Here is a 25,791-nt window from a genome sequence, read left to right on the forward strand (position 1 = left end):
CAAGTGATACCGGACGATGAACATGCGTGAGCCGTGGGACGAGGGAGAGACGCCCGACGAGCAGGAGGCGCGGCGCGAGGCCTACCGCCGCCTGGCCGACGCGGCGCGGCGCGTGGGGCTGTCGCTGGAAAGCCTGGGGGGCATGCTGCGCCAGGTGACCCACAACGAGGTAGAGACGCGGCGCTTCCTGGCCGAGAAGGTGTACGGCGTGCCCGACGAGTACCTGGACGACTTCCTCCGCACCCGCATGGAGGACGACAAGGAGGGCGGGAACGGATGAAAGCCACGCGCTTCACCCGTCCGGCGTTGCTGCTGGCGCTCGTGGCGCTGCTTTCCGCCTGCTCGCCCGGCTACTACCTGCGCGCCGCGTGGGAGCAGACCAAGATTCTCAACCGCCGCCACCCGATCGCCAGCATCGTGGCCGACACGGCGACGGACTGGGAAACGCGCAACAAGCTGCTGCTGGTGCTGCAGGCCCGGCAGTTCGCCGCCGACTCGCTGAAGCTCAACGCCGGCGACAGCTACACCCTCTTCGCCCGCGCGGAATCCGACACGCTGGTGATGGTGCTCTCCGCCGCGTACAAGGACCGCTTCGCGCCTCACACGTGGCGCTTCCCGATCGTCGGGCGGGTGCCGTACAAGGGCTTCTTCGAGCTGCGCGACGCCCAGAAGGAGCAGCGCAAGCTGGAGGCGCGCGGCTTCGACACCTACCTGCGCCCCTCGGCCGCGTACAGCACGCTGGGCTGGTTCAACGATCCGCTGCTCTCCACGCTGCTGCGCTACGACGAGATTTCGCTCGCCAACACCGTCATCCACGAGCTCTTCCACAACACCTTCTACGCGCCGGGGCAGGCGGTATTCAACGAGAGCCTGGCCAACTTCGTGGGCGGCCGCGGCGCCATCGAGTTCTTCTGCGGCCGCGACGGTCCCGATGCCGCCACCTGCCGCACGGCCACCGGCGCCTGGGACGACGACGTGACGTTCGGGGTGTTCCTGAAAGGGCTGGTGGACGACCTGGAAACGCTGTACGCCCGGCCAGACCTGTCGAGGGACGACAAGCTGCGAGAGCGCGAGCGCATCTTCAGTGACGCGCAGGCGCGCTTCGCCGCCGAGGTGCGCCCGCGGCTGAAGGTGGATACGTTCTCCGGCTTCACCCGCGACCCGCTGAACAACGCCACGCTGATCTCGCGCCGCATCTACTACGACCGGCTGGACCTGTTCGAGCGCGTGTACCAGTCGCGCGGCGGCGATTTTCGACGCGCGATGGATGACATCGTAGCCGCGGCGCGCACGAACAAGGACGACCCGTACGGCGCCGTAGAGGCCCTGCTGCGGTGAGCCGGAGCGGATGAATCCGCCGCTTCACCTGCACCCCACGGCACCCGCCGACGCGCAGCTATCATCCCGACGGAGCGGCCACCCGTCACCCGACCTCACGCCAGAAGACAGCAGCGACCGAGGGATCCGCCACACACTCCCGGGCGCGCCCCATGGTTCTCCTCACACGAAAACAGGCCAGTACGCGAAGGCGGGCTTCGTGTGGTCGTTGCAGCGAATTTCATTCGCCCGCCCGGGCGGAGGACACGCGACGAAGCCCCGACCCACGCTCTCCGCGCGGATTCGCCTGCAGCACGAACACTCAACGAACATGTAACCCGACTGGAACGGAACTCGCGCTTTCCCGCCGGTGAAACGAGCCGCGAGCGAGATCCGAACGTCCCGCCCCCGCGACCCAGCCACGGCGCTTTCCCACAGCCCGCGCCACGATGCTCAGAACGGTAGCCCTGCGCTTCGGCGCGGCCGAAGGCGACGAGCCGCTGCGGTTTTCCCCCGGCCCGATGACCGTGTTCGTGGGCCCCAACAACTCGGGAAAAAGCCTGGCGCTTCGCGAGGTGGAAGAGTGGATCGAGTCCGGCGGCGACTCGCTGCGCCACATCATCAAGCGCCTGGGGCTGCAGCTTCCGCCGGCCGCCGTGATCGAGAAGATGCTGCGTTCCCGTGCCGTCGGTGTGCCGGAGGACGGCGCGTCCGAGAACGAGGTGCGCGTGCTGCGGCTTCGCTCCGCGGGCGAGTACTCGCGGCGCCGCGCCACGGACAGCGCCGAGCCCCTGGTGGAGCACACCATCGACCTCCCGCGGCTGATGGCCGCCGTCGCCCACGCGCAGAACGCGTCGGACGAGGAGATGGACATCATCTGCCAGGACCTGCTCTCGCTCTTCACCCTGCGGCTCGACGGGCAGACGCGCCTGGCGCTCACCCAGCCGCAGGCAGCCGGCGGGCGGCACGCCAACCCCACCAACCACCTGGGCGTGCTGTTTCGCGACGACGAGGCCCGCGAACGCATTCGCGACATCACCTCCGACGCGTTCGGGCTGTTCTTCGTGATCGATCCCGGCAGCGGCAACCAGTTCCACGTGCGGATGTCGGAGCGCCCGCCCATCGACGACGACGAGGAGCAGGCCGGCGACGACCGCGCGCGCGCATTCCACGGCCGCGCGCACCCCATGTCGGAGATGAGCGACGGCATCCGCGCCTTTACCGGCCTGACCGCCGCGCTGCTGAGCGCCGACTACCGCATCATGCTGGTGGACGAGCCCGAAGCGTTCCTGCACCCGCCGCTCAGCCGCAAGCTGGGCAAACGCCTGACGCAGCTGGCGGCGGAGCGCGGGGCCACGGTGCTGGCCGCCACCCACTCGCCCGACTTCGTGATGGGGTGCGTCACCGCGGGGCAGGCGGTGAACATCGTGCGGCTGACGTACCGGAAGGGAATGCCCAGCGCCCGCCTCCTGGCCGCGCACCAGCTGGAAGCGATGATGCGCGACCCGCTGCTGCGCAGCACCGGCGTGCTGGGCGCGCTCTTCCACGAAGGGGCCATCGTCTGCGAGGCCGACGCCGACCGCGTGTACTACGCCGAGATCAACGAGCGGCTGCTGGCGCACCGTGGCGGAGGCGCGGACGGGTGCGTGTTCCTGAACGCGCAGAACAAGCAGACGGTGCGGCGCATCGTGCGGCCGCTGCGCGAGATGGGGTTGCCCGCGGCCGCCATCCTGGACCTGGACCTGCTGAAGGGCCGCGAAGACTTCCGCGACCTGATGAACGCCGCGTTCGTGCCGTCCGTCTTCTGGGAGCCGTGGGAGGACATCCGCAAGCGGCTTCAGCAGAAGATGAACAACGCCCACTACAAGGACGGCGGCATCTACCGGGTGAACGGCGAGGTGCGCAAGGAGTTCGAGGAGCTGCTGGCGAACCTGTCGGAGTACGGCATCTTCCTGGTGCCCGCGGGCGAGCTGGAGTGCTGGATGCCGGAGCTCGGCGTAGGCGGGCACGGGCCGGAGTGGCTGACGCAGGTGTTCCAGAAGATGGGGATGGACCCGTCCGACGACGTGTACCAGCGACCTGGCCAGGGCGGCGTGTGGAAGTTCATGCAGCGCGTGGCCACGTGGATCGCCGATCCGCGCCGCAAGGGAATGCGCGACGACGCGGTGCCGGTGGAGCGGCGCCTGGCCCCGCCCAAGGACGCGGACACCATCGTCACCCCGCTGGTTTCGGAGCCCCTGATGGTGCCGGAGGTCCAGCAAACCGTCGCCTGACCAGCGAAAGGCCGCTTGGTGGCGTCTCGGTGGGGCTGGTGTTTGGGACGGCCTCGTTGGCGGAGCTTGGTAAGGTTCTAAGACTCCGGCGCATGCCCCTGCTGCCCTCTTCCCCCAACCCCTCTCCCAAGCGTAAGAGGGGAGAATTCGGTTGCGCATCGGCTCGCAGTGCACGCGCGACTCTGGTGTGTACACCCTCTCCCGCTCGCGGGAGAGGGTGGCACGCGTGTCAGCGCGGCCGGGTGAGGGCCCCCACGGCAGCCGAGGCTCTGCTGCCTCCCCGGGAGACTCACCCTCGTTACCTCCCTACCCTCTCCCGCCGCGCCGAGCACCGTGGAGAACCTGCCCCAAGTGGACACGCGTGGGTCAATCGTGAGGACGAGGAGCATGTCGTCCACAGGCGGGGAGTGGGTCCGCGGTGACTCGAATGCGACGGTATGGCGCGTCGGGGCTGTACACCCGGCGGGCCGCAAGTGCGACACCGTTGCCCCACACGCCCCCGCAACATACATTGAGGATCCATCAGCCATCTCCGTGATTGCTGCGCCTGCGGCATCTGACGCCCGCTCTTCTCCAGCCACTCCCAATGAGCGACACGTCGCCCTCCGAGGTCCCCATCAGCGTGCTCATCGTCGACGACGAGGAGCTGCTGGTAAAGAGCTGCGGGCAGATCCTGGGCAGCGAAGGGTACCAGGTGTACACCGAGGGCCGCGGCAAGGCGGCCCTCGACAGCCTTCGCCGGCACCGCCCCGACATCGTCCTGACCGACCTGCACCTGCCCGACATGGACGGGCTGGCCCTGCTCAAGGAAATCAAGAAGCAGGCGCCGGAAACGCTCGTGGTGATGATCACCGGCTTCGCCACGGTCGACAGCAGCGTCGAGGCCATCCGCGCCGGCGCCTACGACTACATCCCCAAGCCGTTCACGGCCACGCAGCTGCGCATTCTCATCGGGCGCGCCGGGCAGCAGGTGCAGCTGGTCCGCGACAACGCCCACCTGCGCGACCAGCTGAAGAAGCACTACAGCTTCGACAACATCATCGGCACCAGCGACAGCATCCAGAAGGTGTTCTCGGTGGTGTCGCGCGTGGCGCCCACGGATGCCAGCGTCTTCATCTCGGGCGAGTCCGGGACGGGCAAGGAGCTGATCGCGCGCGCCATCCACGCCAACAGCCGGCGGAGCGCGCGGCCCTTCATGGCCATCAACTGCGCCGCGCTTCCCGACAACCTGCTCGAAAGTGAGCTGTTCGGGCACGAGAAGGGCTCGTTCACCGGCGCCGACACGCTGCGGCGCGGGCTGCTGGAGGTGGCTTCGGGCGGAAGCTTCTTCCTGGACGAGGTGTCGGAGATGAGCATGGACCTGCAGGCCAAGCTCCTTCGCGTCATCCAGGAGCGGCGCATTCGGCGGGTGGGCGGCGAGAGCGAAATTTCCATCGACGTGCGGTGGATTTCGGCCACCAACCGCGATCCCGAGCAGGCGGTGCGCGACGGCAACCTGCGGCAGGACCTGCTGTACCGGCTGAACGTGGTGCCGGTGAAGCTGCCCGCCATGCGGCAGCGGCGGGAGGACATTCCCGCGCTGGCCCAGCACTTCCTGCGCAAGTTCGCCGAGGAGTACGACCGCGGAAACCTGCGCTTTACCCCCGAGGCGCTGCGGGTGATGTGCGACTACTCGTGGCCGGGCAACGTGCGCGAGCTGCAGAACATGGTGGAGCGCATCGTTTCGCTGTGCCTCCCCGGGCAGGAGATCGGGGTGGAGGACATTCCCGAGGAGCTGTCGGCGGCGCCCTCCAGCGGCACCCGCACCGCCATGTCGTTCAGCGCCGACCAGCCGTTTCACGAGGCCAAGAACGACGCCATCACGGTGTTCGAAAAGGAGTACCTGCGCGACCTGCTGAACCGGCACAACGGCAACATCTCGCACGCCGCGCGCACCGCGGGGATCGACCGCAAGACCATCCACCGGATGCTCACCAAGTACGACCTCGACGGCCGCGAAGTCGCCTGGTAGATGTCGATGTCCGCATTCCAATGACTGGCCGAATGATCGGCCCGCTGTCGGCGACAAAGGGTTGACATCACGGAACGGACCCTGCAACCTGTGGGGAGCAGGCCGAGATTCTCCTCGCGAACGGGATACCATGAGCAACTCCACCCGCCGTAGCAGTGCACGCGGGAAGACGAATGCATTCCTGTGGGGTGCGGCACACGCACTGGATCTCGGGGGATTGTTGTTGACGAACGTCGACTGGCGTGGTTTTTCGGCCGACGCGGAAGCACTCCGGCGAGACTGGCAGATAGCACTCGGGAGAGCGGGGGCGGAGGCGGATGTCACAGAAACAGACGAGCGGGGATCGACAGCTTTCGCCCCAGCGGGATAACGCAGTCGCAGGCTCCTCCGAAGGGCCTGCGATTCTCCGTCAGGAGGAATTGTTCCCCGCCGCGATTCACGTTTCGGAGTCGTCATCGTTCTCCGGGCCCCTTCCGCCGCCAGACCTTCTGGCCGAGTACGAAGCGGTGGTACCCGGCTTGGCCGATCGGATCGTCAGAATGGCCGAGGATGAGGGCGGGCATCGCAGGAAAATGCAAAGCGGGTTGTTGCGGCTCTCGTTCCTGGGTCTCGGGTCAGCGTTCATCATCACGATGACCGGGATACTCGGGGGCTTCTACCTGATCAACGGGGGCAAGAGCCTGGAAGGAATCGCCACCTTCATCGGTGCGCTCGGGAGTTTGCTCCTCGTGTACCTTTCTCGCGGCAAGGCGGCCCCGCCTAAAGCCCAGATCGACGAAGGGAAGCAGAAGCTCGACTGACAGGTACGACAGAGAAGGCCGGCGCCGCGCACCCGCGGCACCGGCCTTCCACGTTCCGCATCCGAGACGGCCTAGATCGTGGTGGCCCGCAGCAGCTCGCGCGTGGCGGATTCGGGATCGTCCGCGCGCATGACCGCGCTGATCACCGCCACGCCGGCCGCGCCCGATTCCACCACCGCCCGCGCGTTGCCGACCGCGATCCCCCCAATTCCCACGACGGGGATCTTCACCGCCGCGGCCACCTCCGCGATGCGTCCAAGGCCGATGGGCTCGCCCGCGTCGGCCTTGCTACCCGTGACGTAGACGGGGCCGACGCCGACGTAATCCGCGCCCTCCACCTCCGCCTGCAAGGCCAACTCCACGCTCTCCGCCGAAACGCCCAGCAGAAAGCCGGGGGCCGAAACGCGCCGCGCCGCGCTGACGGGAAGGTCGTCCTGGCCCACGTGCGCGCCGTCTGCCCCGGCGATCACGGCCACGTCCACGCGGTCGTTGACGAACAGCAGCGCCCCGGCGAGGCGCGTCTCCGCGAGCAGCGCCTGCGCCATCTCCACCATGTCGCGCGCGGCACCATCCTTCATCCGCAGCTGGATGGCCGGCGCGCCGCCCCGCAGCGCCGCGCGGACGACGTCCACCAGGTCGCGCCCGCCGCAGTCCGCATCGGTAACCACGATCAGCCGCAGCCGCTCGGCGAGCGTCACCGGCGGGCGCCCGGCTGCGCGGCGCGAAGCTCCGCGCGCGACTTGGCGACCTCGCGCAGGTGCTCGTTGTACGTCCGCGTGAACACGTGCGTGCCGTTGCGCCGCGCCACGAAGAACAGGAACTCGTGCTCCGCCGGGTTCAGCGTCGCCTCCACCGCCCCGCGGCTGGGAGACGCGATGGGGCCGGGCGGCAGCCCCTTGTGGCGATACGTGTTGTACGGATCGGCGGCAACCTGCTGGATGTGCTTGCGCAGCAGCCGCTTCTGGTGCTCGCCCAGGGCGTACTGGACGGTGGGGTCCGCTTCCAGGCGCATTCCGCGCTGCAGGCGGTTGTGATAGACGCGGGCGATGGTGGGCCGCTCGGTCCACACGCGCGCCTCCTTTTCCACGATGGAAGCCAGCGTCACCACCTCGCGCTCACTCATCCGCAACGCCTGGGCACGCGCGCGCATGGCGGGCGTCCACTGGCGCTTGTACTGCCCCGTCATCTCGCGAAGGATGCGGTCCAGCGACGAGCCCATCGGCAGGGTGTACGTCGCGGGATACAGATAGCCCTCCAGCGTGGGCCCAGGCACGCCGTACTTCTGCGCCAGGGCGGGGTCCATCAGCCGCGACAGCACCGAGTCGTTGGGCAGCCCCGTGGCCTGCGCCAGCCGCGGGGCGATCCCGCGCAGGTCCCACCCCTCGGGAATGACGACGCGCGTCTTCACCACGTCGCCCGTGGTGAGCTTCTGCACGATCAGCCCGTACGACGCGCCGGGGCGCACCTCGTACACGCCGGGCTTCAGCTTGGGCGCGGCACCCTGCATCCGCGCGTACAGCTTGAAGGTGGCGGCGGAGCCTACGACGCCGCGCTTTGCCAGCGTGTCGGTGACGGACGACAGCCCGCTCCCCTCCGGCACCTTGAAGCGCACCGGCTCGCCCTTCCCCTCGCCGCTGCCGCACGCCGCCAGGAGCGCGAGCGCGAGGATCGCCATCGATCGACCGAACCTCATTCCGTCTCTCCCGAAGCCCTGCGCTGGTTGCGGCGCAGAGCCAGCCAGGTTTCCAGGATCACCGCCGCCGCCGCGGAATCGATGCGTCCCTTCTGCTCGCGGTCGCTCTTCTTGAGCCCCATCCCGCGCACCGCCCGCTCGGCGCTGATGGACGACATGCGCTCGTCCATCCAGTGCACCGGCAGCCCGGTGCGCCGCGCCAGGTCGTCCCCGAAGCGGCGCACCTCGGCCACCCACTCGTTCTCTTCGCCGGCCAGGTCCAGCGGCAGCCCCACCACCGCCTCGTCGGCCTCGCTTTCCGCGACCAGGGCGGCGATCTCGGGCCACGGCGGGCGCTTTCCGGCACGCCGCTGCAGGGTGGTCAGCGGCGACGCGATGGTCCGCGTGGGGTCGCTGACCGCCACGCCAATGCGGCGCTGGCCGTAGTCGAAGGCGATGGTTCGGGACAAGGGCGAGTGCGTGAGTGCGAAAGTGCGAAAGTGCGTGAGGGAAACTACACTCTCCCTCGCGGAAAGAAAAACGAGGCCGCTGATGTCATCCCGACGGAGCGGCCACGCCTCACTTGCCCCTCACATTCCAGCCGGCAGCGACCGAGGGATCCGCCACACACCCGAGGTGCCGCGTGAAACCCGCCCACTACAAGTCCACGTCCCTCGCCGCCGAGTCGCGACCCTACGCAGGAACGTACGTTAACCTGATCACGTCCTCGCCGATCCGATCGTGAGCGATCAGGCGGAGCGGCGGCCGGGGTCCGGCGAAATACGGGCTGCCCCGACCAAGCACCACCGGGTGCAGGTAGATTCGATACTCATCGATCAGGCCAAGCTCGGTGAGGCTTTGCGCCAGGTCCGGGCCGGCAACTTCGATCTCCCCCTTGCGCTCGGCCTTGAGCGCGCGGATGGCGCCCTCCAGGTCATCGCCGACAAGGCTGGCGTTGGGGCCCACCGACGTCAACGTGCGCGAGACCACCCATTTCGGCTGCTTCCGCCACGCCTCCGCGAAGGCGTGCTCATCTGCATTCCATTCAGGGTGATCCTCGTCCCAGTACCGCATGATCTCATAGATCTTGCGGCCGTACACACTCCCCGCCTGCCCCCGGGCTTCTTCGACGAAGTGGCGGAACAGCGTGGGATCCGGCGCAAACTCCGTATGGTCGACGTAGCCGTCCAGGGACTGGTTCATTCCGAACACGAGCTTCGCCATACCCGTTTCCCTTTCGTCAGTAGCGCTCGTCGTAGTCCACCCCCGCCACTACCTCATCATCGAACGGCTCCGTGAACGGGTCCGCGGGGGGCTGCTCGCACGCGCCGTCCCCGCGGGAAACGCGGCCCCAGCACTGGAACGTGTCGTTCATCCAGTCGTAGATGGACGTCAGCGACGCCTGCAGACGCTCCATGCTGGCGGCCCGCTCGTCGGCCGGGAGGACCAGGGCGTCGCGGATGCGCAGGGCGGTTCCCTCGGGGTCGTACGGGTTGATGTGCAGGGCGTCCTCCATCGCCTCGGCCGCGCCGGCGAAGAGCGAGAGCATCAGCACGCCGTTGCGGTCTACCTGGCTGGCCACGTACTCCTTGGCCACCAGGTTCATCCCGTCCTGCAGCGAGCTGACGATGCACACGTCGGCCAGCCGGTACAGGGTGGCCAGGCGGTCCACCGGCAGCGACTGCTTGATCAGGTGAATGGGGCGCCAGTCGGCCGTGGCGAAGCGCTCGTTGATCTCGCGCACCTGCCGGTCTACCCGCTGCGCCAGGTCGTCGTACGCCTCGATGTCGCCGCGGCTGGGCACCGCCACCTGCACGAAGGTAAAGCGCCCGCGGAACTCCGGGTAGCGGTCCCACAGGAACTCCAGCGCCTTGAACTTTTCCGGCAGCCCCTTGCTGTAGTCAAGCCGGTCCACCCCGATGCCGATGCGCCCGCCGCCCGGCGCGTACCGCTGGCGGATGCGCGCCATCTGCTCTTCCACCCCCGGCGCCGTGGCCGCGTCCTGGAACTGCTGGATGTCGATGGAGATGGGGAACGCCCCCACGTGGCAGGTGTGCCCGTCGAGGGTGGCGGTCCGCGCCTGCCAGTTCACCTCGGCCCCCGCGATGCGCCGCGCCGCGCGCAGGAAGTTGTCGGCGAAGATGGGCAGGTGAAAGCCCATCAGGTCGTTCGCCAGCAGGCCGCGCAGCAGGTACCCCGCCTGGGGCGCCAGGCGAAAGATGTCGATGGGCGGAAACGGGATGTGCCAGAAGTGCGCGAGCGACAGGTCCGGCCGGCGGCTGCGCACCAGGTGCGGCGCCAGCGCCAGGTGATAGTCCTGGAACCACACCGCGGCGTCCTTGCCCTTTACTTCTTCGAGCACCGCGTCGGCGAAGCGCCGGTTCACGCGGCGGTAGCGCTCCCAGTAGCGGCCGCGAACGCGGGTGAGGTCCGGCCGCAGGTGGCACAGCGGCCACAGGAACTGGTTGCTGAACCCCAGGTAGTAGCGGTGGATGTCGCGATCCGTAAGCCACACGCGGCGCAGGGTGTAGCTGGGGTCCTCCGGCGGAACGCGAACGCGGTCGTCGCTGTCCACCGCCTGGGCGTCGGCGTCGCCCGAGCCCCAGGCCACCCACATGCCGCCCAGCGCCTGCAGCAGCGGGTCCAGCGCCGAGGTAAGGCCGCCGGCGGGGCGCCCCACCTCCATCTCACCCACCTCCTGCGACCACTTGTGCTCGTACGGCTCGCGGTTCGACACCACCACGAACCGGCGGCCGGGAAAGTTCTCGCGGAACAGCGGGCCCAGGTCCCGCGGATCGGTCGGCATCGGTGCAAACCTCGTGTATGCGAAGGCCGCCGGGACTGCGGGCGGCCCGAGTTCGTTCGGTCGAACGCGCGGCTACAGCGTGAAGCGGTGCTTCGCCATCCGCGCCGCCGCGCCCTTCCCCGCCCCGTCCCGGCCCTCGGCCGGCGCGCGCATCCCCCGCGCGCGAGCGACGGCGTCGCCGCCGGAAGCGCGGCCCGGCGAGAGCAGCAGGGCCGCGCCCACGCCCAGCATGGCACCCAGGGCAAAGCCGCGCAGGACGGTGCGGCGCCGCGACTGTTCTTCGTATTGCATGAGACTCGAGCCTGGGATCGGGGGAAAGCCGCGGCGGGGCGCGCGCTGGGCGGGGGCAACGCGCGTGCCAGCGGAAGGGCAGAGGTCCGGGGGGCCAGCCTTGCCACGCCCGACCACGGGGGTATAATTAACGCCTTGCCCGCGCCATCGCGCGGCGGGGTGGGCGTCAGACGGAAACTGGACAGGAGGCACTTCGGGATGGCGGATTCCAGCAAGACGGTCCTGCTCGTGGAGGACAACGAGGACAATCGGACCGTCTACCGGACGATCCTCGAGCACTTCGGGTACCAGGTCATCGAGGCCCGCAACGGCGAAGACGGGGTGCGCATGGCGCGCGAAGACCATCCGGACCTGATCCTGATGGACATCTCCATTCCCATCATCGATGGATGGGAGGCCACGCGCATCCTCAAGGGCGACGCGGCCACCAGCTCCATTCCCATCATCGCCCTCACCGCGCACGCCCTGGCTACGGACCGGGCGAAGGCCACCGAGGTGGGCTGCGACGGGTACCTGGCCAAGCCCTGCGAGCCGCGCCGCGTGGTCGCCGAGGTGGAAAAGTTCATCGGGTCCGGCCGGGAGGCGAACGCTTGACCACGTCCGCCGGGGTGACGGAGGACGGCCCCACCCGCGTGCTGGTGGTGGACGACGTTCCCGACAACGTCGAGATCCTTCACGCCCGCCTGGCTTCGCGCGGCTACGAGGTGGTCACCGCCACCAACGGCCCCGAGGCGCTGGAGGCCGTCAAGGTGCAGGCCCCGCACCTGATCCTGCTGGACGTGATGATGCCCGGGATGGACGGCCACGAGGTCACCCGGCGCATCAAGGACGACGACTCGCTCCCCTTCATCCCCATCATCCTGGTGACCGCGCTGACGGAAACCGAGGACGTGGTGCAGGGGCTGGAGTCGGGCGCCGACGACCACATCAGCAAGCCGTACAACTTCAACGAGCTCGAGGCGCGCATGCGCGCCATGCTGCGCGTCAAGCGCCTGCAGGACGAGCTGGACCTGAAGAACCGCGAGCTGGAGCACGCCAACATCCGGCTGAAGAAGCTCTCGGTCACCGACGGCCTGACGGAGCTGTTCAACCACCGGCACGTGCACGAGCAGCTTCACGACGAGTGGGAGCGCAGCCGCCGCACGGGCGAGCCGGTGGGCGTGGCCATGATCGACCTCGACAAGTTCAAGCGCATCAACGACACGTACGGCCACCCCACGGGCGACGTGGTGCTGTACGAAACGGCGCGCATCATCAAGGAAACGGCGCGCGAGATCGACATGGTGGGGCGGTACGGCGGCGAGGAGTTCATCGCCATCCTTCCCAACACCGACGAGCAAGAGGCCGCCGCGTTCGCCGAGCGCGTGCGCGCGGCAGTGGAGGAGCACCTGTACCGTGACGGCGCGGTGGAAATCCGCATGACCACCTCGTGCGGGGTGGCGTCGTCGCAGGCCTCGCAGGCCGACACGCCAGAGGAGCTGCTGAAGGCGGCAGACGAGGCGCTGTACGAGGCCAAGCGCAGCGGACGCAACCGCGCCGTGCGCGCCACCCAGGTCGAAACGCCGCAGCCGCAGGCATGAGCCCCGCCGCCCCACCCGAGGCGGCCGCCCGGGCCGCCGAGCTCCGGGAAACCATCGAGCAGGCGAATCACGAGTACTACGTGTTGGACGCGGCCACGCGGTCTGACGCGGAGTACGACCGCCTGTTTCGCGAGCTGCGCGAGCTGGAGGCGGCCCACCCCGGGCTGCGCACCCCCGACTCTCCCACGCAGCGCGTGGGCGCCGAGCCCGCCAGCCGTCTGGAAAAGACGGAGCACCTGGCGCCCATGCTTTCCCTGGACAACGCGTTCGGGCCCGACGAGCTGCGCGCGTGGGAGGTGCGCAACGCGCGCATCGCCGACGAGGTGCTGACGGCGGGGTACGTGGCCGAGCCCAAGATCGACGGCTTGGCCATCGCGCTGACCTACGAGGACGGGGTGCTGGTGCGCGGGGCCACGCGGGGCAACGGCACCATCGGCGAGGACGTGACGCGAAACCTGCGCACCATCCGCGAGATCCCGCTTCGGCTTCGCGGCGACGCGCCCGTGCCCCGGCGCATGGAGGTGCGCGGCGAGGTGTACTTCTCCCTCTCGGGCTTCGCCGCGCTCAACCAGCGCCGCGCGGCCGAGGGGCACGCCACCTTCGCCAACCCGCGCAACGCGGCGGCGGGAAGCCTTCGCCAGCTGGACCCGGCCGTCACCGCCTCGCGTCCACTTCGCTTCTTTGCCTATGCGGTGGAGACGGACGGCCGCGATCCGCTTCCCTTCAGTTCCCAATGGGAGCTGCTGGAGACGCTGCGGGCGTGGGGCCAGCCGGTGAACCCGCTGGCCCGCCCCTGCACGGACCTGGAGGCGGTGCTCGCCTTCGTGAACGAGTTCGAAGGGTCGCGCGCCGAGCTGGACTACGAGGTGGACGGCGCGGTCATCAAGGTGAACCCGCTTTCCCTTCACGACGAACTGGGAATCGTGGGCGGGCGCGACCCGCGCTGGGCCATCGCCTACAAGTACGCTCCGGCGCTGGCCATCACCACGCTCCGGTCCATCGAGCTGAACGTGGGGCGAACGGGCGCGCTGAACCCCTACGCCGTGCTGGAGCCGGTGGAGGTGGGCGGGGTGATCGTGAAGCTGGCGACCCTCCACAACGAGGACGACATCCGCCGCAAGGACCTGCGCGCCGGCGAAAAGGTGCTGGTGAAGCGGGCGGGCGAGGTGATTCCGCAGGTGGTCGGGCCGGTGCTGGAAGAGGGGCAGGTGCGGGCCGAGGAGTTCCGCATGCCCGACCAATGCCCGTCGTGCGGCACGCCGGTGGAGCGCCCCGAGGGCGAGGCCCTGCTGTACTGCCCCAACTCGGCCTGCCCGGCGCGCATCTACTGGGGGCTGGCGCACTTCGTCTCGCGCGGGGCCATGGACATCCGCGGCCTGGGCGAGCGGACCATCGCCACCCTGCTGGAGCGCGGGATGGTGCGCGACGTGGGCGACATCTACGCGCTCACCCAAGAGCAGCTGCTGACGCTGGAGGGCTTCAAGGAGAAGTCCGCACAGAACCTGCTGGCCGGCATCGACGCGTCCAGGCAGCAGGGGCTGGCCCGCGTGCTCTTTGGGCTGGGCGTGCGGCACGTGGGCGAGATCGCGGCGCAGACGCTCGCGAGGCACTTCGGCAGCATGGAGCGCCTGGCGACCGCGACAACGGAGGAAATCGAGGCCGTCCACACCATCGGCCACACGATGGCCGAGGCGCTTCACTCCTGGATGGCCGAGCCGCGCAACCAGGAGGTGGTGGCCAAGCTGGCGGCCGCAGGCGTCAAGATGACGGAGGAGCGCACGGAGCCGGCCCAGGGGCCGTTCACGGGCAAGGCCTTCGTGATCACGGGCACGCACCCCACGATGACGCGGCCGCAGATGGAGGAGTTCATCCAGCAGCGCGGCGGCCGCGTGGCGGGAAGCGTCTCCAAGAAAACGGACTACCTGGTGGCCGGCGACGATGCCGGCTCCAAGCTGGCCAAGGCGCGCGAGCTGGGCGTCAAGGAGCTCAGCGAGGCCGACCTTCTCGCGCTCCCGGAGCTGTTGGCCGCCGGGTCTGCCGAGGCCGATCCCGATCCATCCACCGAACCCGCCGCCGTCGCTGGTGGCGCCGTCCAGGAAAGTCTCCTATGAACGCCATCGCCGCCCCGCCGCGCTTTCTGCAGGTGCCCGCCACGCTGCTGGCCTCGGTTCGCACGGCCGTCGTGGGCGACCGCCAGCCGATGGAGGCCGTCACCGTGCTGCGCCAGCTGGGCTACGAGCTGGGCGAAGAGGTGTACGCCTCGCTGCAGGAGCGGGTGGCACGCGACTTCGCGGGCATCGACTGGGGCCGGCTGAACCCCGCGGAGTTCTGGCGCGCGGCGGCCGGCTTCTTTGCCGATCGCGGCTGGGGGCGGCTGGAGTTCCGCGACCTTCACCCGGCAGTCGGGGCGATCGACCTGACGGACTGGGTAGAGGCCGAGGCCGGTGGCGGGCCACGCGGCGCGCACCTGACCACGGGGCTGTTCAGCGCGCTGCTGGAGCGGCTGGCGGGCTCGGGCGTGGCGGTGATGGAGGTGCCGTCCGGGTCGGCGGACCGCACGCGCCTGCTCTTCGCCCGCGGAGACATCCTAGGGCAGGTGTACGAGGGCGTCCGCACCGGCACCCCCGTCGAGGACGTCGTCGCGCGGCTGTAGAGAGCAAGGCTAGCATCACGCCTTCTTCCAGTCTGCAGGATCGGCCGCCATCAGAGGGCCGTTTCAGTGGCGGCAGCATCCAATGCCAGGCGGGACGGGCCGGTCAACACGTACTGCTGGCGCGGACGGCCACGGCGTCCCGTCGGCAGGGTCGAGGTTTCTACCAGGTATCCCTTCCGCTGCAGATCCGAGAAGAGCGAAGAGGTGCTCGTTGCATTGAGGCTGAGCATCCTGCCCGCTTCTGCCTGCGTCAGCGAAGCATCCACACCCTGTGAGGCGATACGCCGAAGGTGGTCGGCCTGAGTCTGCGTCAGGTCCGATTGAAGCTTGGCCTGGTAGATGGTGCGCAGGACGGGAACCATCCGCTCGAAGTCCATCGGCGCAGTAGGATCCTCTCCCCGCCCCACGAGTACCTTCGCCGCTTCGTCCAGGGCATGCAGGGTACCGCGCAGGTTTCCCTGGAACAGCCTGTACAGCCGGCCAACCGCTTCGCGCGTCACGGCTATTCCATGCGGCCGCTCGTCCGAAACCGCCAGGTACTCATACCGTCGCTCCAGCAATTCATACAGCTCATCTTCGCCGAGCGGCTGCAACGAGCCAGGATTGCTGAACACGCTGCGCAATTGCTCCTGGCTGGAGATGATGGTGCGAATGGCATCATCCGTCCCGACCAAGATGTAGTGAAACCCGGCATGCATCAGGGCGGAGTCCCGAAGATCCCGGATGATCTGGGCGGCGCGGGCCTGATCCGGCTCTGCGACGTTCTCCAGGTTGTCGAGATGAATGAGTATCCCCGGTGCCTGCAGGTGGTCGTGGGCAATCGCGCTGAGATCGCGAAGCAGCCGGGCGGGCTGAACGGCCAGTGCACCCGGGCCGGTAAATCGATGGGGCCCTGCGCCGCTGCCCACTCCACCGACGCCGGGAAGCGAGACGGTAACGCTGTACGACCGCGCACGCTCGACGTCCAGCAGCTGCCTGACGTCCTGCATGGCGTCGAGGTTCAGGAGGGTCTTGTCGCGTGCGCCGAGCGCATCGTGCACCGACCCCAGGACCTTCAATAGCAGATCCTCGGCGGTCGCTGCGCTGGTAACCGGGATCGCCTCGGATTCCGCCAGCCAGCCGCTCTCAGCCGCGGCCGCTTTCACGTACTGCACGAGCGTTGTCTTTCCGACTCCCGGCGGCCCCTGGACGGCATGGCGGCTGTGAGGGGCACCGCCAAGGCCGCGCAGGATGTGGTCTGCCTCGCGCTTCCGTCCGACGAACAGACTCACCGGATAGTGGCCACCCGTGCTCGGGTCCAGTGGATCCTGAAAGAACGGGCTTTCTCGCAGGTTCAGGATGTTCCAGATGTTGGTGACAGCCATGGCGCCAGATCGGGAGCGAGGAACTCGAAAGTGTACAGAGTCTACTCGTCCCCGCGTGCTTGGGCCAGCATCGAATTAATTCGGGGTTGGCGCCGGACAAATTCGAAGTAATTCATCGGGCGCTCGATAACACTGGGTGCAACGGAATTTATCCGGGGTTCCGACCGGAGTAATTCGAAGTAATTCCTGTCCCCGGGAAAGGGCCCTATCCAGCCGTCGCAGCTGAAAGGTCCACGGGGTCGGTGTATGGCTCCATGACTTCCCTGTACTCGTCCAAGAGCGACGGCGGAGCGGGCACCTTCTTCTGCTCCACCATCGACTGCAGCATCAGCGCGTTGGCGACCGCCTTGCCGCGGAAGTGGTTGTTGGTTACCACGAACACGTCTTCCGTCGGCGCCTCCGCGGCGATCTCGGCGGTGCGCGTGGCCCAGGGCTGCAGTTCCTCCGCCGTGTACAGGTAGTCGTAGCGCTCGTCGCGCCCCGCCTTTTCCCGGAACCAGTCCTTGTAGTTGCGGCCGTGCACCCGCACGTATCCTACCGGCGACGTCACGTGCGCGGTGGGCTTGATGCTGTCGTGAAAGAGCGGCTGGTCGATGTTCACGAACCCGATTCCCCGCTCCATCAGGCCGCGGAAGAACTCGGGCGTGTTCCAGGTGGCGTGGCGAACCTCCAGGACGAGGGGGTAGCCGGCGAACGTCGTCGTCACGTCGTTCAGCCACTCGCGGTTCTCGTCCGTGCGCCGGAACGACCAGGGAAATTGCAGGAGCACCGCGCCCAGGCGCCCGCTTTCCATCATGGGATCGAACCCCGCGCGCACCTCGTCCACCTCCGTGGCCGTCCACGCCGCGGTGCGCTGGTGAGTGAAGCGCTGGTGAAGCTTGAGGGTGAAGCGGAAGTCGGGGAACTCCTCCACGCGCCGCACCCAGCTCTGCACCGTCGTCGCGCGGGGCGGGCCGTAGAACGACGAGTTGATCTCTACCGTGTCGAAGTACCCGGCCAGGTAGCGAAGGGGATCGAACCCCTTGGGCTTGGGCGCGGGGTAGACGACGCCCTCCCAGTCCTTGTACTGAAACCCCGCCGGCCCGTACCGTATCATCGCCGCTCCCGGTTCGCTATCGCACCTGTGGCGGCAAATGGGGCAAGGTTCAGACCTGCCCCGCGTTGGCGCTGGGACTTTCGCTTCGGCTTCAGTTGTTTACGTTCATTAAGTCCTGGATCGGATCCTCGCGGTTTCTCCCCTTCCTCACATTCGCCCGCCCCCACGATGGCCCTGAATGCCTGCCGCCAATGCGGCACTCCCATGCCCGCCCATTCCCGTGAATGCCCGAAGTGCGGGGCCACGCTGGCGCCCGGTCCGATCGCGTACCGCCCCCCACCGCCCCGCCCGCCGCAGGAGCCGGAGGGCTCCTCGTGGCGGACCGCAGCCGGATGGGTGCTCCTTCTGGCCGTGCTTACGGTATGTGGGATCTTCTTCTACCGCGTGTCCGCCGCGATAGACCAGCATGCCCTGGCAGAGGCGGAGGTGGAGCGGGAACACGAGCAGGTGCTCACCGCCCTCGCATGGGTGCAGGACACCCTGCCCACCACCCCGGCCCCGGACAGCGGTCCCATGCCCACCTCCCCCCTGGCCAAGCGGATGTGGGTGATCCGGCGGATGGAGGTGGCCCGGGCGGTATGGGAGCGGGAGATCAGGGCGCGGCACGGCGCCAGCGGCCACAACCCGCCCGCTCCGTGGCCCTCCGTGCAGTACCAGGGAAACGCACGCTCCCACCCCGCCCTGGCAAAGTGGTTCGAAGGACGCGTGGCGGCGGCCTCGGAGATCCGGCAGGCGTCCGCCGCCTGGATCGACGAGCGCACCGCCGCGTTCGCGAAAGAGTCGGGAATGCCCGCCGCGGAGATCGCCGCGATTTTTCCGCGCGACCACCGCGGCGTGCCGGAGGCGGAGGCGAAAGTGGCGGAGGCGTTTCTGGAGGTGCACCGCCACCTCGTGAACACGGACCCGTGGGTGCGCCCCGGCGAGGGACACTCGTTGGCCTACCAGCGCGAGGACGATCTCCTCCGCTACAACGAACTCGCGCAGAAGCTGGACGAGGCTGCGCGCGTCACGAACATGGCGCGGGCGCGAAGGATCACCACGGTGGTCGCTGCGCTGCCGCGCGCGATCCGCGTGATCCGGAGGTAAACCCGCCGTTCGAAGATGCGAGGAGGGCCGCCCCCGCGAGGGCGGCCCTTCGAACATCATCTGCCGATCCGCATCGGGGCGGCGAACCCCATCCGCCGAAACAAGTTGCCGCCTCCGTGCGTAGTGCCGCATTCACGCGGGTTGCGCAGGGGCCGCCCGCGCGTGAACTTGCGTCCGGCCCCATCCACCACACTTGCCCCTTTCGGAGCACGCCCATGGCCCTCTTCGACTTCATCAAGACCGAGCTGATCGACATCGTCGAGTGGCTGGACCAGACCGGCGACACGATGGTGTACCGGTTTCAGCGGCACGACAACGAGATCAAGAACGGCGCGCAGCTGATCGTGCGGCCTGGACAGGCCGCGGTGTTCGTGGACCAGGGCGAGATCGCGGACGTCTTCCCCCCCGGGCGCTACGAGCTGACGACGGAGAACCTGCCGGTGCTTTCCACCCTGCGCGGATGGAAGTACGGCTTCAACTCGCCGTTCAAGGCCGAGGTGTACTTCGTCGCCACAAAGGTGTTCACCGACCTCAAGTGGGGCACCAAGAACCCCATCATGCTGCGCGACCCCGAGTTCGGGCCGGTGCGGCTGCGGGCGTTCGGCACGTACGCGGTGCGGGTGAGCGAGCCGGCCAAGTTCATCGCGCAGATCGTGGGCACCAACGGCGTGTTCACCACGGACGGAATTTCCGACCAGGTGCGCAACTTCATGGTGTCGCGCTTTACCGAGGCGCTGGGCGAGGGCAAGATCCCCGCGCTGGACCTGGCCGCCAACTTCTCGGAGCTCGGGCAGGCGGTAAAGACGGTCATCGGGCCCGAAGTGGGCGAGTACGGCCTGGAGGTGACCACCTTCCTGGTGGAGAACATCTCCCTGCCGGAAGAGGTGGAAAAGGCGCTCGACAAGCGCACCAGCATGGGCGTGATCGGCAACCTGGGCGCGTACTCGCAGTTCCAGGCGGCCAACGCCATGGAGCAGGCCGCCAAGAACCCCGGCGGCGGGGCCGGCGAGGGGATGGGGCTGGGGCTGGGCTTCGGGATGGCGCAGCAGATGGCCAACGCGTTCAATCAGAACCCGGCGGGCGCGGCGACCGCGGGCGGGCCTCCGCCACTGCCCGGCGCAGCGCAGTTCTACGTTGCGCTGGGTGGCACGCAGGCGGGGCCGTTCGGGATGGATGCGCTGCGCGGCCACGTGGCGGGCGGGCAGCTGACTCCGGACACGCTGGTGTGGCAGCAGGGGATGGCGGCCTGGACGCCGGCCAGCCAGGTAGAGGCGCTCCGCCCGCTCTTCGGGGCCGGGCCGCCGCCGCTGCCCACGGCGTAAAATCCTGATCCGGCGGGGCCATCAACCGGCCTCGCCGAGCGTTGGGCACCCGCCCCGACGACAGGCGTGGGAGTGGAGATGCAACACCAGGGGTGCCCTCCATGGATGGGGGCGCCCCTGGCGTGTCGATGGGTACATCAGGCTCAGGTGAGCGGTGAACCCGCCGCAACTACAGCGGAAAGCCTCCCAAACCGCGGGAGGCTGGGACTGGCTGCACACCGCACTCAGGCATCAGGCGTTCCCGATCGCGAACAGCAGCATCCCCACGAGGCCGTACCCGTACATTGCGCCCGTACGGCGCCATGCCTCGGTGACGAACCGCTCGCCGTCGGGCGAGTACAGGTGCTTCTGCCACCGGAGGGGCACGAACAAATATGAGCCGAAGGATTCACCGGGTACCCGGAACCGCTGCATCCGCTGATCGGCCACCCACGCCTGCAGGCCGCGAAGCACAGCCATCGCGAGAAGGGCGAATCCAGCGATCGTGAACACTATCATCATTCGATCCTGGCACACACAGGAACGGAGGGTGTACGCGGAAGCCGGCCAGCACGATGTCGCACAGGGATGAACGCATTCCTGTGTCTGAGGGTTTCACCACGGTGACAGCGGATTTACGGGCACTGGCGGCCGAGGCCCAGGGTTCCGTGTCGCTACCGCGCCCATGGTTGGAGGCGCCTCAGGTTAGATCCTTCGCCCCGTGAAGCACGGTCTACGGGCGAGTGCGGTGCGCTTGGGGCTCAGGATGACAGGTTGTGGTGCACGCCAGAAGTGTGGACCGCACGACGCTGGCTCCCTTCCCCCGCGCAGTTTGCGGGGGAAGGGCTGGGGATGGGGGGCTCCCGCGGGATGCGCCACAGCCTGACGAAGCGCGTCTCGCGTTCTCCGACGAACGAATCCGGGCCGGGAGCATCGCGCTCTCGGCCCGGTTCGTTCTTGCGCGCCGCGGTCAGAGGCGCGGATACTTCTCGTGATCCACCGTGTGCGCGTCGCGGCTTCCGGGGCGCGCCTCGGGCGTCTCCTGCGAGAGGTCGTCCTGCTTGCCCTCGCGCTTCAGGTCGATGCGCTGCTGGTGCGACATGCCGTTCTGCGCCTCGTTGCGCTGGTGGCTGGCACCCGTGGTCGCCCCGACCTCGCTGGGCTTCTTGCCCTCGGCCTTGGCGTCGCGCGCCGCCTGCCGCTTCTGCTCCTCGTTGCCTTCCATCTGCTTGCCCATATCGCTCCTCCTGAAGGAGTCGTTGTGAGGGGCGCACATCCGAGCAAACCGCGTACCGCCCGCCATATGGACATCCGCATCCGCCCCCCCGCCGACGCCGACCTCCCCGCCTTGGCTGCCCTGATGGCTGACCTCGGCTATCCCGCGTCGCCCGAGCAGCTGCGCGCACGGCTGGCGCGCATCCACGGCAATCACGAGTACGCCACCCTCGTCGCGGAGGTGGACGGCGAGGTGGTAGGGATGATCGGCCTGCAGCGGGGATGGGCGTACGAGCACGACCGGCCGGTCGTGCGCATCCTGGCGCTGGTAGTCAGCGAGGTGATGCGCGGCCGGGGCGTGGGGGCGCGGCTGGTGGACGAAGCGGAAGAGTGGGCCGACGAGCGCGGGGCGTACGCCGTGCACCTGACGACATCGCTGCACCGCGACGAGGCGCACCGGTTCTACGAGCGGATGGGCTTCGAGCGGACCGGGTGGCGCTACGTCAGGCGGATGGACTGACGGCGATCAGGGCTGCCAGGTGATCAACGCCACGCCACCCGCCACAAACAGGATCAGCCCGAGCATGCGGACGCTGGTGGAGCCCGCCTCGGGCTCTTCGGCGCGGCGCCACACGGCGCGGCTGACGTGCTCGTCGGCAAGGATCAGGGCGAGGCCCAGGAGAACGGACGCAATACCGAGGATTGCGGGCATGGACGGCTCCAGCGGGGGGATCAAGAAGAGGGGAACTGCGTCCGCCGCCGGGAACAGACGGCGGACGCAGATCAATATGGCGCGGCCCGTCCGGGGCGCAAGGGCGTCGTCAGCGGACGGTGAAGGGCTCCGTCGACACCCGCTCGGCATCCCCATCCGACTCCTCGATGCGCGTGCTGACCCGGTACGTGCCCGCGCGAAGGTCCGCGGGGAGCGGCAGCTGGCCCGTGGCGCGTTCACCGGGCTTCAGCGAGAGCAAAATGCCCAGGCACGTGGTCCCCGTGCCTTCCGCCGGCGTCCACCCCGTGCTCGAAAAGCGCTCCAGCTGGCTGAAGCAGAGGTTGTATCCCACGCTGCCGTCTGAGGTGTTCGCCAGTTCCAGCGTCGCCGCCTCTCCCGCGGCGTACTTCGAACGGTCGGTGCGCAGCGTGGCATCGGCGTCCTCCTGGGGAAGCAGTCCGTTGGCGCATCCCCCGCACACCAGCACGAGCAGCAGGGCCAGCATCTTTTTCATCGTGACGTCCTTCGGAGGCTTGGATTGAATCACCTGTCTTCGAATCTGCCGGAACAACGCGCGCGGCCCGCCCGGTGTGACACCCGGCTTGACACCCCCCGGCGCGCGTTCGATTGTAGGAGTTCCCACACGTGTATACGGAATCCGCAACCGACGGACGGAGGCGCACCGCTTTGATTTCGTTCAGAACACGCCGCGCTGCCTGTGCGCTGGCGCTAAGCGCCGGAGTGCTGGCATCGGCGCGCGCGGAGGCGCAGCAGCGGCTGACCAGCCCCGAGCAGCACTTCGGCCACGCCATCGGCGCCGACTACGTGCTGCCCAACTACCAGGCGCTGACGGCGTACTGGCGCAAGCTGGACGCCGAGAGCGACCGGATGACCATGGTGGACATCGGCCGCACGGCCGAGGGGCGCACCCAGCTGATGGCCATCGTCACCAGCCCCCAGAACCACCGCACCCTCGAGCGCTACCGCGAAATCAGCCGCACCCTGGCCATGGGCCGGGCGGACAGCGCCACGGCCGCGCGGCTGGCGGCGGAAGGCAAGGCGGTGGTGTGGATCGACGGCGGGCTGCACGCCAACGAGGTGCTGGGCGCGCAGCAGCTGATGGAAACGCTGTGGCAGTTCGTCAGCCGCGACGACGCCGAGACGCGGCGCATTCTGGACGACGTGATCATCCTGTTCGTGCACGCCAACCCGGACGGCATGGACCTGGTCAGCGACTGGTACATGCGCAATCCCAACCGCGAGGCGCGCTCCACGGGCAACATTCCGCGGCTGTACCAGAAGTACATCGGCCACGACAACAACCGGGACTTCTACGCCTCGACGCAGCCCGAGACGGAGAACATGAACCGGGTGATGTACCGCGAGTGGTTCCCGCAGATCGTCTACAACCACCACCAGACGGGCCCCACCGGCACGGTGATGTTCGCGCCGCCCTTCCGTGACCCGTTCAACTACGTGTACGACCCGCTGATCGCCACCGGCATCGACATGGTGGGCAGCGCCATGCACAACCGCTTCATCGCGGAGCGGAAGCCGGGCGTCACCACGCGCCGCGGCGCCAACTACAGCACCTGGTGGAACGGCGGCCTGCGCACGACGACGTACTTTCACAACATGATCGGGCTGCTGACGGAAACCATCGGCAATCCCACGCCCATGGACATTCCGTTCGTGCCCAGCCGGCAGCTTCCCAGCACCGACTTGGTGTCGCCCATCGCGCCGCAGCGGTGGCACTTCCGCCAGTCCATCGACTACTCGGTGACGGCCAACTACGCGGTGCTCGATTACGCCAGCCGCTACCGGCCCACGCTCCTGATGAACTTCTGGCGGATGGGCCGCAACTCCATCGAGCGCGGCAGCACCGACAGCTGGACCACGTATCCGCGCCGGGTGGATTCGGTGCGCGCGGTGATCGCGTCGGAGCGACAGGGGCAGCGCAACGACGGAACGGGGGTGATGTCGGCCGGGGGGCTGTTCCAAGGCGCGCCGAACGCGCAGGAGTCCGCGCGCTACTTGGGCCTGCTGCGCCGCCCGGAGTGGCGCGATCCGCGGGCGTACGTCATCCCCAGCAGCCAGGCAGACTTCGCCACGGCCACCAAGTTCGTCAACGCGCTGCTGGAGACCGGGGTGCAGGTGCACCGGGCCACGGCGCAGTTCTCCGCGGGCGGACGGACGTATCCCGCGGGCTCGTTCGTGGTGCAGACGGCGCAGCCGTTCCGCCCGCACGTGCTGGACATGTTCGAGCCGCAGGACCACCCCAACGACTTCCTGTACGAGGGCGGCCCGCCCATTCCCCCGTACGACAACGCGGGATGGACGCTGGCGTACCAGATGGGCGTGGAGTTCGACCGCATGCTGGAAAGCGTGTCCGGCCCGTTCGTGCAGATCGACGAATGGAACCTGCCCGCGCCGCGCGGGCGTCTGGAGGCGCCGCGGGGCATGCCCGCCGCCTACGTGCTGTCGCCGGCGCAGAACGATGCGTTCACCGCCGTCAATCGCCTGATGGCCGCCGGCATTCCCGTGCGGCGCACTTCCACCGGCAGCTTCTCGGTCCCGGCTCGCGAGTCGCACGCGCTGCTGCAGCGGCTGGCGGACTCATTGGGAATCCGGGTGGAGGCGTCGGGACGCGCGCCGGAGGGCACGCTGCTGAAGCCCGCGCGCATCGGCCTGGTAGACCGCTACGGCGGGCTGATGCCCAGCGGCTGGACGCGGTGGATCCTGGAGCAGTTCCAGTTCCCCCACCAGGTGGTGTTCCCGCCGGAGCTGGACGCTGGCAACCTGAACGCGAAGTACGACGTGCTGGTGTTCGTGGACGGCGCCATCCCCGAGCGGGAGCCGCGCGGCGGCAGCATGGCGGGGATGCCCAGCCCCGACGCGGTGCCGGCGGAGTTCCGCGGGCAGTTGGGGAATGTGACGATCGAGCGGACGGTGCCGCAGTTGCGCGCCTTCATGCAGAACGGGGGCACGGTGCTCACCGTCGGAAGCTCCACGGTGCTGGCGCAGCACCTGGGGCTGCCCATCACCGACTACCTGACCGAGGCCGGGGCTGACGGACAGCCGCGCCACCTGCCGCGTGAGAAGTACTACATCCCCGGCAGCATCCTGCGCGTGAAGGTGGACGCGAGCGCGCCGATCGCCGCGGGGATGCGCGAGCAGGCGGACGTGATGTTCGACGACTCGCCCGTGTTCCGCCTCGGCCCCGGCGCGGAAGCCGCGGGGATCCGCCGGATCGCCTGGTTCGACACGGCGACGCCGCTGCGGAGCGGATGGGCGTGGGGGCAGCAGCACCTGCAGGGCGGCGCGGCCATCGTTTCGGCGCCCGTCGGCCGGGGGATGCTGTACCTGTTCGGGCCGGAGATCGCGTTCCGCGCGCAGCCGCACGGCACGTTCCGGTTCCTGTTCAACGGCCTGATGGCGCCTGCGCAGCCGCCGGCGCGGTAAAAGAGCATCACGCAGAGGGCGCAGAGGGGAACGGAGAGGACGCAGAGGCGCTTGCATGCCCTCTGCGTCCTCTCTGTCTTCTCTGCGTCCTCTGCGTGAGATGCAGTTTCTGGTTTTTCGCGCGGCACGATCCCGCGGCAACGCTGTATAAA

General features: G+C 68.7%; 25 protein-coding genes. 13 read left to right on the forward strand and 12 right to left on the reverse strand.

Going from position 1 to position 25,791, the window contains the following annotated elements:
* Window positions 1-22 precede the first annotated feature (22 nt).
* The 5 genes from VF632_RS03535 to VF632_RS03555 all read left to right on the forward strand — a co-directional run bounded on the left by VF632_RS03535 (window position 23) and on the right by VF632_RS03555 (window position 6,401).
* Window positions 23-280, forward strand: a complete 258-nt coding sequence (locus VF632_RS03535) for a hypothetical protein (RefSeq protein ID WP_331021467.1) — start codon at window positions 23-25, stop codon at window positions 278-280.
* The gene (locus tag VF632_RS03540; protein WP_331021468.1) at window positions 277-1,338 is read left to right on the forward strand and encodes an aminopeptidase; all 1,062 of its coding nucleotides are present in this window, start codon (window positions 277-279) and stop codon (window positions 1,336-1,338) included. The genes VF632_RS03535 and VF632_RS03540 overlap by 4 nt, the downstream gene beginning before the upstream one ends.
* A gap of 428 nt (window positions 1,339-1,766) precedes the next feature.
* Complete coding sequence (locus tag VF632_RS03545) at window positions 1,767-3,590, forward strand: ATP-binding protein (protein ID WP_331021469.1); 1,824 nt, start codon at window positions 1,767-1,769, stop codon at window positions 3,588-3,590.
* Between the two features lie 586 nt (window positions 3,591-4,176).
* Window positions 4,177-5,601 (forward strand): sigma-54 dependent transcriptional regulator, encoded by a 1,425-nt coding sequence (locus VF632_RS03550; RefSeq protein ID WP_331021470.1) that lies wholly within the window; start codon window positions 4,177-4,179, stop codon window positions 5,599-5,601.
* A 317-nt stretch (window positions 5,602-5,918) separates the two neighbouring features.
* Window positions 5,919-6,401 (forward strand): DUF2335 domain-containing protein, encoded by a 483-nt coding sequence (locus tag VF632_RS03555; protein WP_331021471.1) that lies wholly within the window; start codon window positions 5,919-5,921, stop codon window positions 6,399-6,401.
* 71 nt (window positions 6,402-6,472) lie between these two features.
* Here the strand turns inward: VF632_RS03555 and thiE are convergent, their stop codons facing one another.
* The 6 genes from thiE to VF632_RS03585 all read right to left on the reverse strand — a co-directional run bounded on the left by thiE (window position 6,473) and on the right by VF632_RS03585 (window position 11,170).
* Complete coding sequence (thiE, locus tag VF632_RS03560; protein ID WP_331021472.1) at window positions 6,473-7,099, reverse strand: thiamine phosphate synthase; 627 nt, start codon at window positions 7,097-7,099, stop codon at window positions 6,473-6,475.
* Window positions 7,096-8,094, reverse strand: a complete 999-nt coding sequence (gene mltG, locus VF632_RS03565; protein WP_331021473.1) for an endolytic transglycosylase MltG — start codon at window positions 8,092-8,094, stop codon at window positions 7,096-7,098. Before mltG ends, thiE begins: the two co-directional genes overlap by 4 nt.
* On the reverse strand, window positions 8,091-8,543 hold the full coding sequence (gene ruvX, locus VF632_RS03570) for a Holliday junction resolvase RuvX (RefSeq protein WP_331021474.1): 453 nt from the start codon (window positions 8,541-8,543) through the stop codon (window positions 8,091-8,093). The genes mltG and ruvX overlap by 4 nt, the downstream gene beginning before the upstream one ends.
* Before the next feature lie 223 nt (window positions 8,544-8,766).
* Entirely contained in the window at window positions 8,767-9,297 is a 531-nt protein-coding gene (locus VF632_RS03575) for a dihydrofolate reductase family protein (RefSeq protein WP_331021475.1), read from the reverse strand.
* A 16-nt stretch (window positions 9,298-9,313) separates the two neighbouring features.
* Window positions 9,314-10,879, reverse strand: coding sequence for a trehalose-6-phosphate synthase (locus VF632_RS03580; protein ID WP_331021476.1), 1,566 nt, complete (start codon window positions 10,877-10,879; stop codon window positions 9,314-9,316).
* Window positions 10,880-10,951: 72 nt separating this feature from the next.
* Window positions 10,952-11,170 carry a hypothetical protein gene (locus VF632_RS03585; RefSeq protein ID WP_331021477.1) on the reverse strand — a complete coding sequence of 73 codons (219 nt, stop codon included), beginning with the start codon at window positions 11,168-11,170 and terminating at the stop codon, window positions 10,952-10,954.
* Between the two features lie 198 nt (window positions 11,171-11,368).
* On the opposite strand from VF632_RS03585, the gene VF632_RS03590 reads away from it, so the two are divergent.
* Genes VF632_RS03590 through VF632_RS03605 form a run of 4 tightly spaced genes read left to right on the forward strand, consistent with a single transcriptional unit; the run spans window position 11,369 to window position 15,403 of the window.
* Window positions 11,369-11,764: a response regulator gene (locus VF632_RS03590; RefSeq protein WP_331021478.1), complete on the forward strand. Its 396-nt coding sequence runs from the start codon at window positions 11,369-11,371 to the stop codon at window positions 11,762-11,764.
* On the forward strand, window positions 11,761-12,750 hold the full coding sequence (locus VF632_RS03595) for a diguanylate cyclase (protein WP_331021479.1): 990 nt from the start codon (window positions 11,761-11,763) through the stop codon (window positions 12,748-12,750). The genes VF632_RS03590 and VF632_RS03595 overlap by 4 nt, the downstream gene beginning before the upstream one ends.
* Window positions 12,747-14,861 carry an NAD-dependent DNA ligase LigA gene (gene ligA / locus VF632_RS03600; protein ID WP_331021480.1) on the forward strand — a complete coding sequence of 705 codons (2,115 nt, stop codon included), beginning with the start codon at window positions 12,747-12,749 and terminating at the stop codon, window positions 14,859-14,861. The genes VF632_RS03595 and ligA overlap by 4 nt, the downstream gene beginning before the upstream one ends.
* Complete coding sequence (locus tag VF632_RS03605; protein WP_331021481.1) at window positions 14,858-15,403, forward strand: hypothetical protein; 546 nt, start codon at window positions 14,858-14,860, stop codon at window positions 15,401-15,403. The genes ligA and VF632_RS03605 overlap by 4 nt, the downstream gene beginning before the upstream one ends.
* A gap of 50 nt (window positions 15,404-15,453) precedes the next feature.
* Here VF632_RS03605 and VF632_RS03610 read toward each other — a convergent pair whose 3' ends face one another.
* Both VF632_RS03610 and VF632_RS03615 read right to left on the reverse strand, forming a co-directional pair.
* Complete coding sequence (locus VF632_RS03610) at window positions 15,454-16,767, reverse strand: AAA family ATPase (RefSeq protein WP_331021482.1); 1,314 nt, start codon at window positions 16,765-16,767, stop codon at window positions 15,454-15,456.
* Between the two features lie 205 nt (window positions 16,768-16,972).
* Window positions 16,973-17,863: a DUF72 domain-containing protein gene (locus tag VF632_RS03615; protein WP_331021483.1), complete on the reverse strand. Its 891-nt coding sequence runs from the start codon at window positions 17,861-17,863 to the stop codon at window positions 16,973-16,975.
* Window positions 17,864-18,199: 336 nt separating this feature from the next.
* Here VF632_RS03615 and VF632_RS03620 point away from each other — a divergent pair, with 336 nt between their 5' ends.
* On the forward strand, window positions 18,200-18,949 hold the full coding sequence (locus VF632_RS03620; RefSeq protein ID WP_331021484.1) for a hypothetical protein: 750 nt from the start codon (window positions 18,200-18,202) through the stop codon (window positions 18,947-18,949).
* Between the two features lie 215 nt (window positions 18,950-19,164).
* Window positions 19,165-20,271 carry an SPFH domain-containing protein gene (locus tag VF632_RS03625; RefSeq protein ID WP_331021485.1) on the forward strand — a complete coding sequence of 369 codons (1,107 nt, stop codon included), beginning with the start codon at window positions 19,165-19,167 and terminating at the stop codon, window positions 20,269-20,271.
* A gap of 231 nt (window positions 20,272-20,502) precedes the next feature.
* Here the strand turns inward: VF632_RS03625 and VF632_RS03630 are convergent, their stop codons facing one another.
* The gene (locus tag VF632_RS03630) at window positions 20,503-20,730 is read right to left on the reverse strand and encodes a hypothetical protein (protein ID WP_331021486.1); all 228 of its coding nucleotides are present in this window, start codon (window positions 20,728-20,730) and stop codon (window positions 20,503-20,505) included.
* 490 nt (window positions 20,731-21,220) lie between these two features.
* Window positions 21,221-21,487 (reverse strand): hypothetical protein, encoded by a 267-nt coding sequence (locus VF632_RS03635; protein WP_331021487.1) that lies wholly within the window; start codon window positions 21,485-21,487, stop codon window positions 21,221-21,223.
* 66 nt (window positions 21,488-21,553) lie between these two features.
* Between VF632_RS03635 and VF632_RS03640 the strand changes: the two genes are divergently transcribed.
* The gene (locus tag VF632_RS03640; protein WP_331021488.1) at window positions 21,554-21,985 is read left to right on the forward strand and encodes a GNAT family N-acetyltransferase; all 432 of its coding nucleotides are present in this window, start codon (window positions 21,554-21,556) and stop codon (window positions 21,983-21,985) included.
* A 6-nt stretch (window positions 21,986-21,991) separates the two neighbouring features.
* On the opposite strand, the gene VF632_RS03645 is transcribed toward VF632_RS03640, so the two are convergent.
* Both VF632_RS03645 and VF632_RS03650 read right to left on the reverse strand, forming a co-directional pair.
* Complete coding sequence (locus VF632_RS03645) at window positions 21,992-22,177, reverse strand: hypothetical protein (protein WP_331021489.1); 186 nt, start codon at window positions 22,175-22,177, stop codon at window positions 21,992-21,994.
* A gap of 109 nt (window positions 22,178-22,286) precedes the next feature.
* Window positions 22,287-22,691, reverse strand: a complete 405-nt coding sequence (locus VF632_RS03650; RefSeq protein ID WP_331021490.1) for an immunoglobulin-like domain-containing protein — start codon at window positions 22,689-22,691, stop codon at window positions 22,287-22,289.
* Window positions 22,692-22,918: 227 nt separating this feature from the next.
* On the opposite strand from VF632_RS03650, the gene VF632_RS03655 reads away from it, so the two are divergent.
* Entirely contained in the window at window positions 22,919-25,639 is a 2,721-nt protein-coding gene (locus tag VF632_RS03655) for a M14 metallopeptidase family protein (RefSeq protein WP_331021491.1), read from the forward strand.
* Window positions 25,640-25,791: the final 152 nt, after the last annotated feature.

This window comes from Longimicrobium sp. (assembly GCF_036388275.1).
GTDB lineage: Bacteria > Gemmatimonadota > Gemmatimonadetes > Longimicrobiales > Longimicrobiaceae > Longimicrobium.

Coding starts and splice junctions, on each gene's coding strand:
- VF632_RS03580 (WP_331021476.1), bottom strand. CDS start 10,879: ATGCCGACCGATCCGCGGGACCTGGGCCCGCTGTTCCGCGAGAACTTT.
- VF632_RS03625 (WP_331021485.1), top strand. CDS start 19,165: ATGGCCCTCTTCGACTTCATCAAGACCGAGCTGATCGACATCGTCGAG.
- VF632_RS03540 (WP_331021468.1), top strand. CDS start 277: ATGAAAGCCACGCGCTTCACCCGTCCGGCGTTGCTGCTGGCGCTCGTG.
- VF632_RS03605 (WP_331021481.1), top strand. CDS start 14,858: ATGAACGCCATCGCCGCCCCGCCGCGCTTTCTGCAGGTGCCCGCCACG.
- ligA (WP_331021480.1), top strand. CDS start 12,747: ATGAGCCCCGCCGCCCCACCCGAGGCGGCCGCCCGGGCCGCCGAGCTC.
- VF632_RS03535 (WP_331021467.1), top strand. CDS start 23: ATGCGTGAGCCGTGGGACGAGGGAGAGACGCCCGACGAGCAGGAGGCG.
- VF632_RS03630 (WP_331021486.1), bottom strand. CDS start 20,730: ATGGCTGTGCTTCGCGGCCTGCAGGCGTGGGTGGCCGATCAGCGGATG.
- VF632_RS03555 (WP_331021471.1), top strand. CDS start 5,919: ATGTCACAGAAACAGACGAGCGGGGATCGACAGCTTTCGCCCCAGCGG.
- mltG (WP_331021473.1), bottom strand. CDS start 8,094: ATGAGGTTCGGTCGATCGATGGCGATCCTCGCGCTCGCGCTCCTGGCG.
- VF632_RS03585 (WP_331021477.1), bottom strand. CDS start 11,170: ATGCAATACGAAGAACAGTCGCGGCGCCGCACCGTCCTGCGCGGCTTT.
- VF632_RS03650 (WP_331021490.1), bottom strand. CDS start 22,691: ATGAAAAAGATGCTGGCCCTGCTGCTCGTGCTGGTGTGCGGGGGATGC.
- VF632_RS03575 (WP_331021475.1), bottom strand. CDS start 9,297: ATGGCGAAGCTCGTGTTCGGAATGAACCAGTCCCTGGACGGCTACGTC.
- VF632_RS03550 (WP_331021470.1), top strand. CDS start 4,177: ATGAGCGACACGTCGCCCTCCGAGGTCCCCATCAGCGTGCTCATCGTC.
- VF632_RS03615 (WP_331021483.1), bottom strand. CDS start 17,863: ATGATACGGTACGGGCCGGCGGGGTTTCAGTACAAGGACTGGGAGGGC.
- VF632_RS03590 (WP_331021478.1), top strand. CDS start 11,369: ATGGCGGATTCCAGCAAGACGGTCCTGCTCGTGGAGGACAACGAGGAC.
- VF632_RS03635 (WP_331021487.1), bottom strand. CDS start 21,487: ATGGGCAAGCAGATGGAAGGCAACGAGGAGCAGAAGCGGCAGGCGGCG.
- VF632_RS03545 (WP_331021469.1), top strand. CDS start 1,767: ATGCTCAGAACGGTAGCCCTGCGCTTCGGCGCGGCCGAAGGCGACGAG.
- VF632_RS03645 (WP_331021489.1), bottom strand. CDS start 22,177: ATGCCCGCAATCCTCGGTATTGCGTCCGTTCTCCTGGGCCTCGCCCTG.
- VF632_RS03610 (WP_331021482.1), bottom strand. CDS start 16,767: ATGGCTGTCACCAACATCTGGAACATCCTGAACCTGCGAGAAAGCCCG.
- VF632_RS03640 (WP_331021488.1), top strand. CDS start 21,554: ATGGACATCCGCATCCGCCCCCCCGCCGACGCCGACCTCCCCGCCTTG.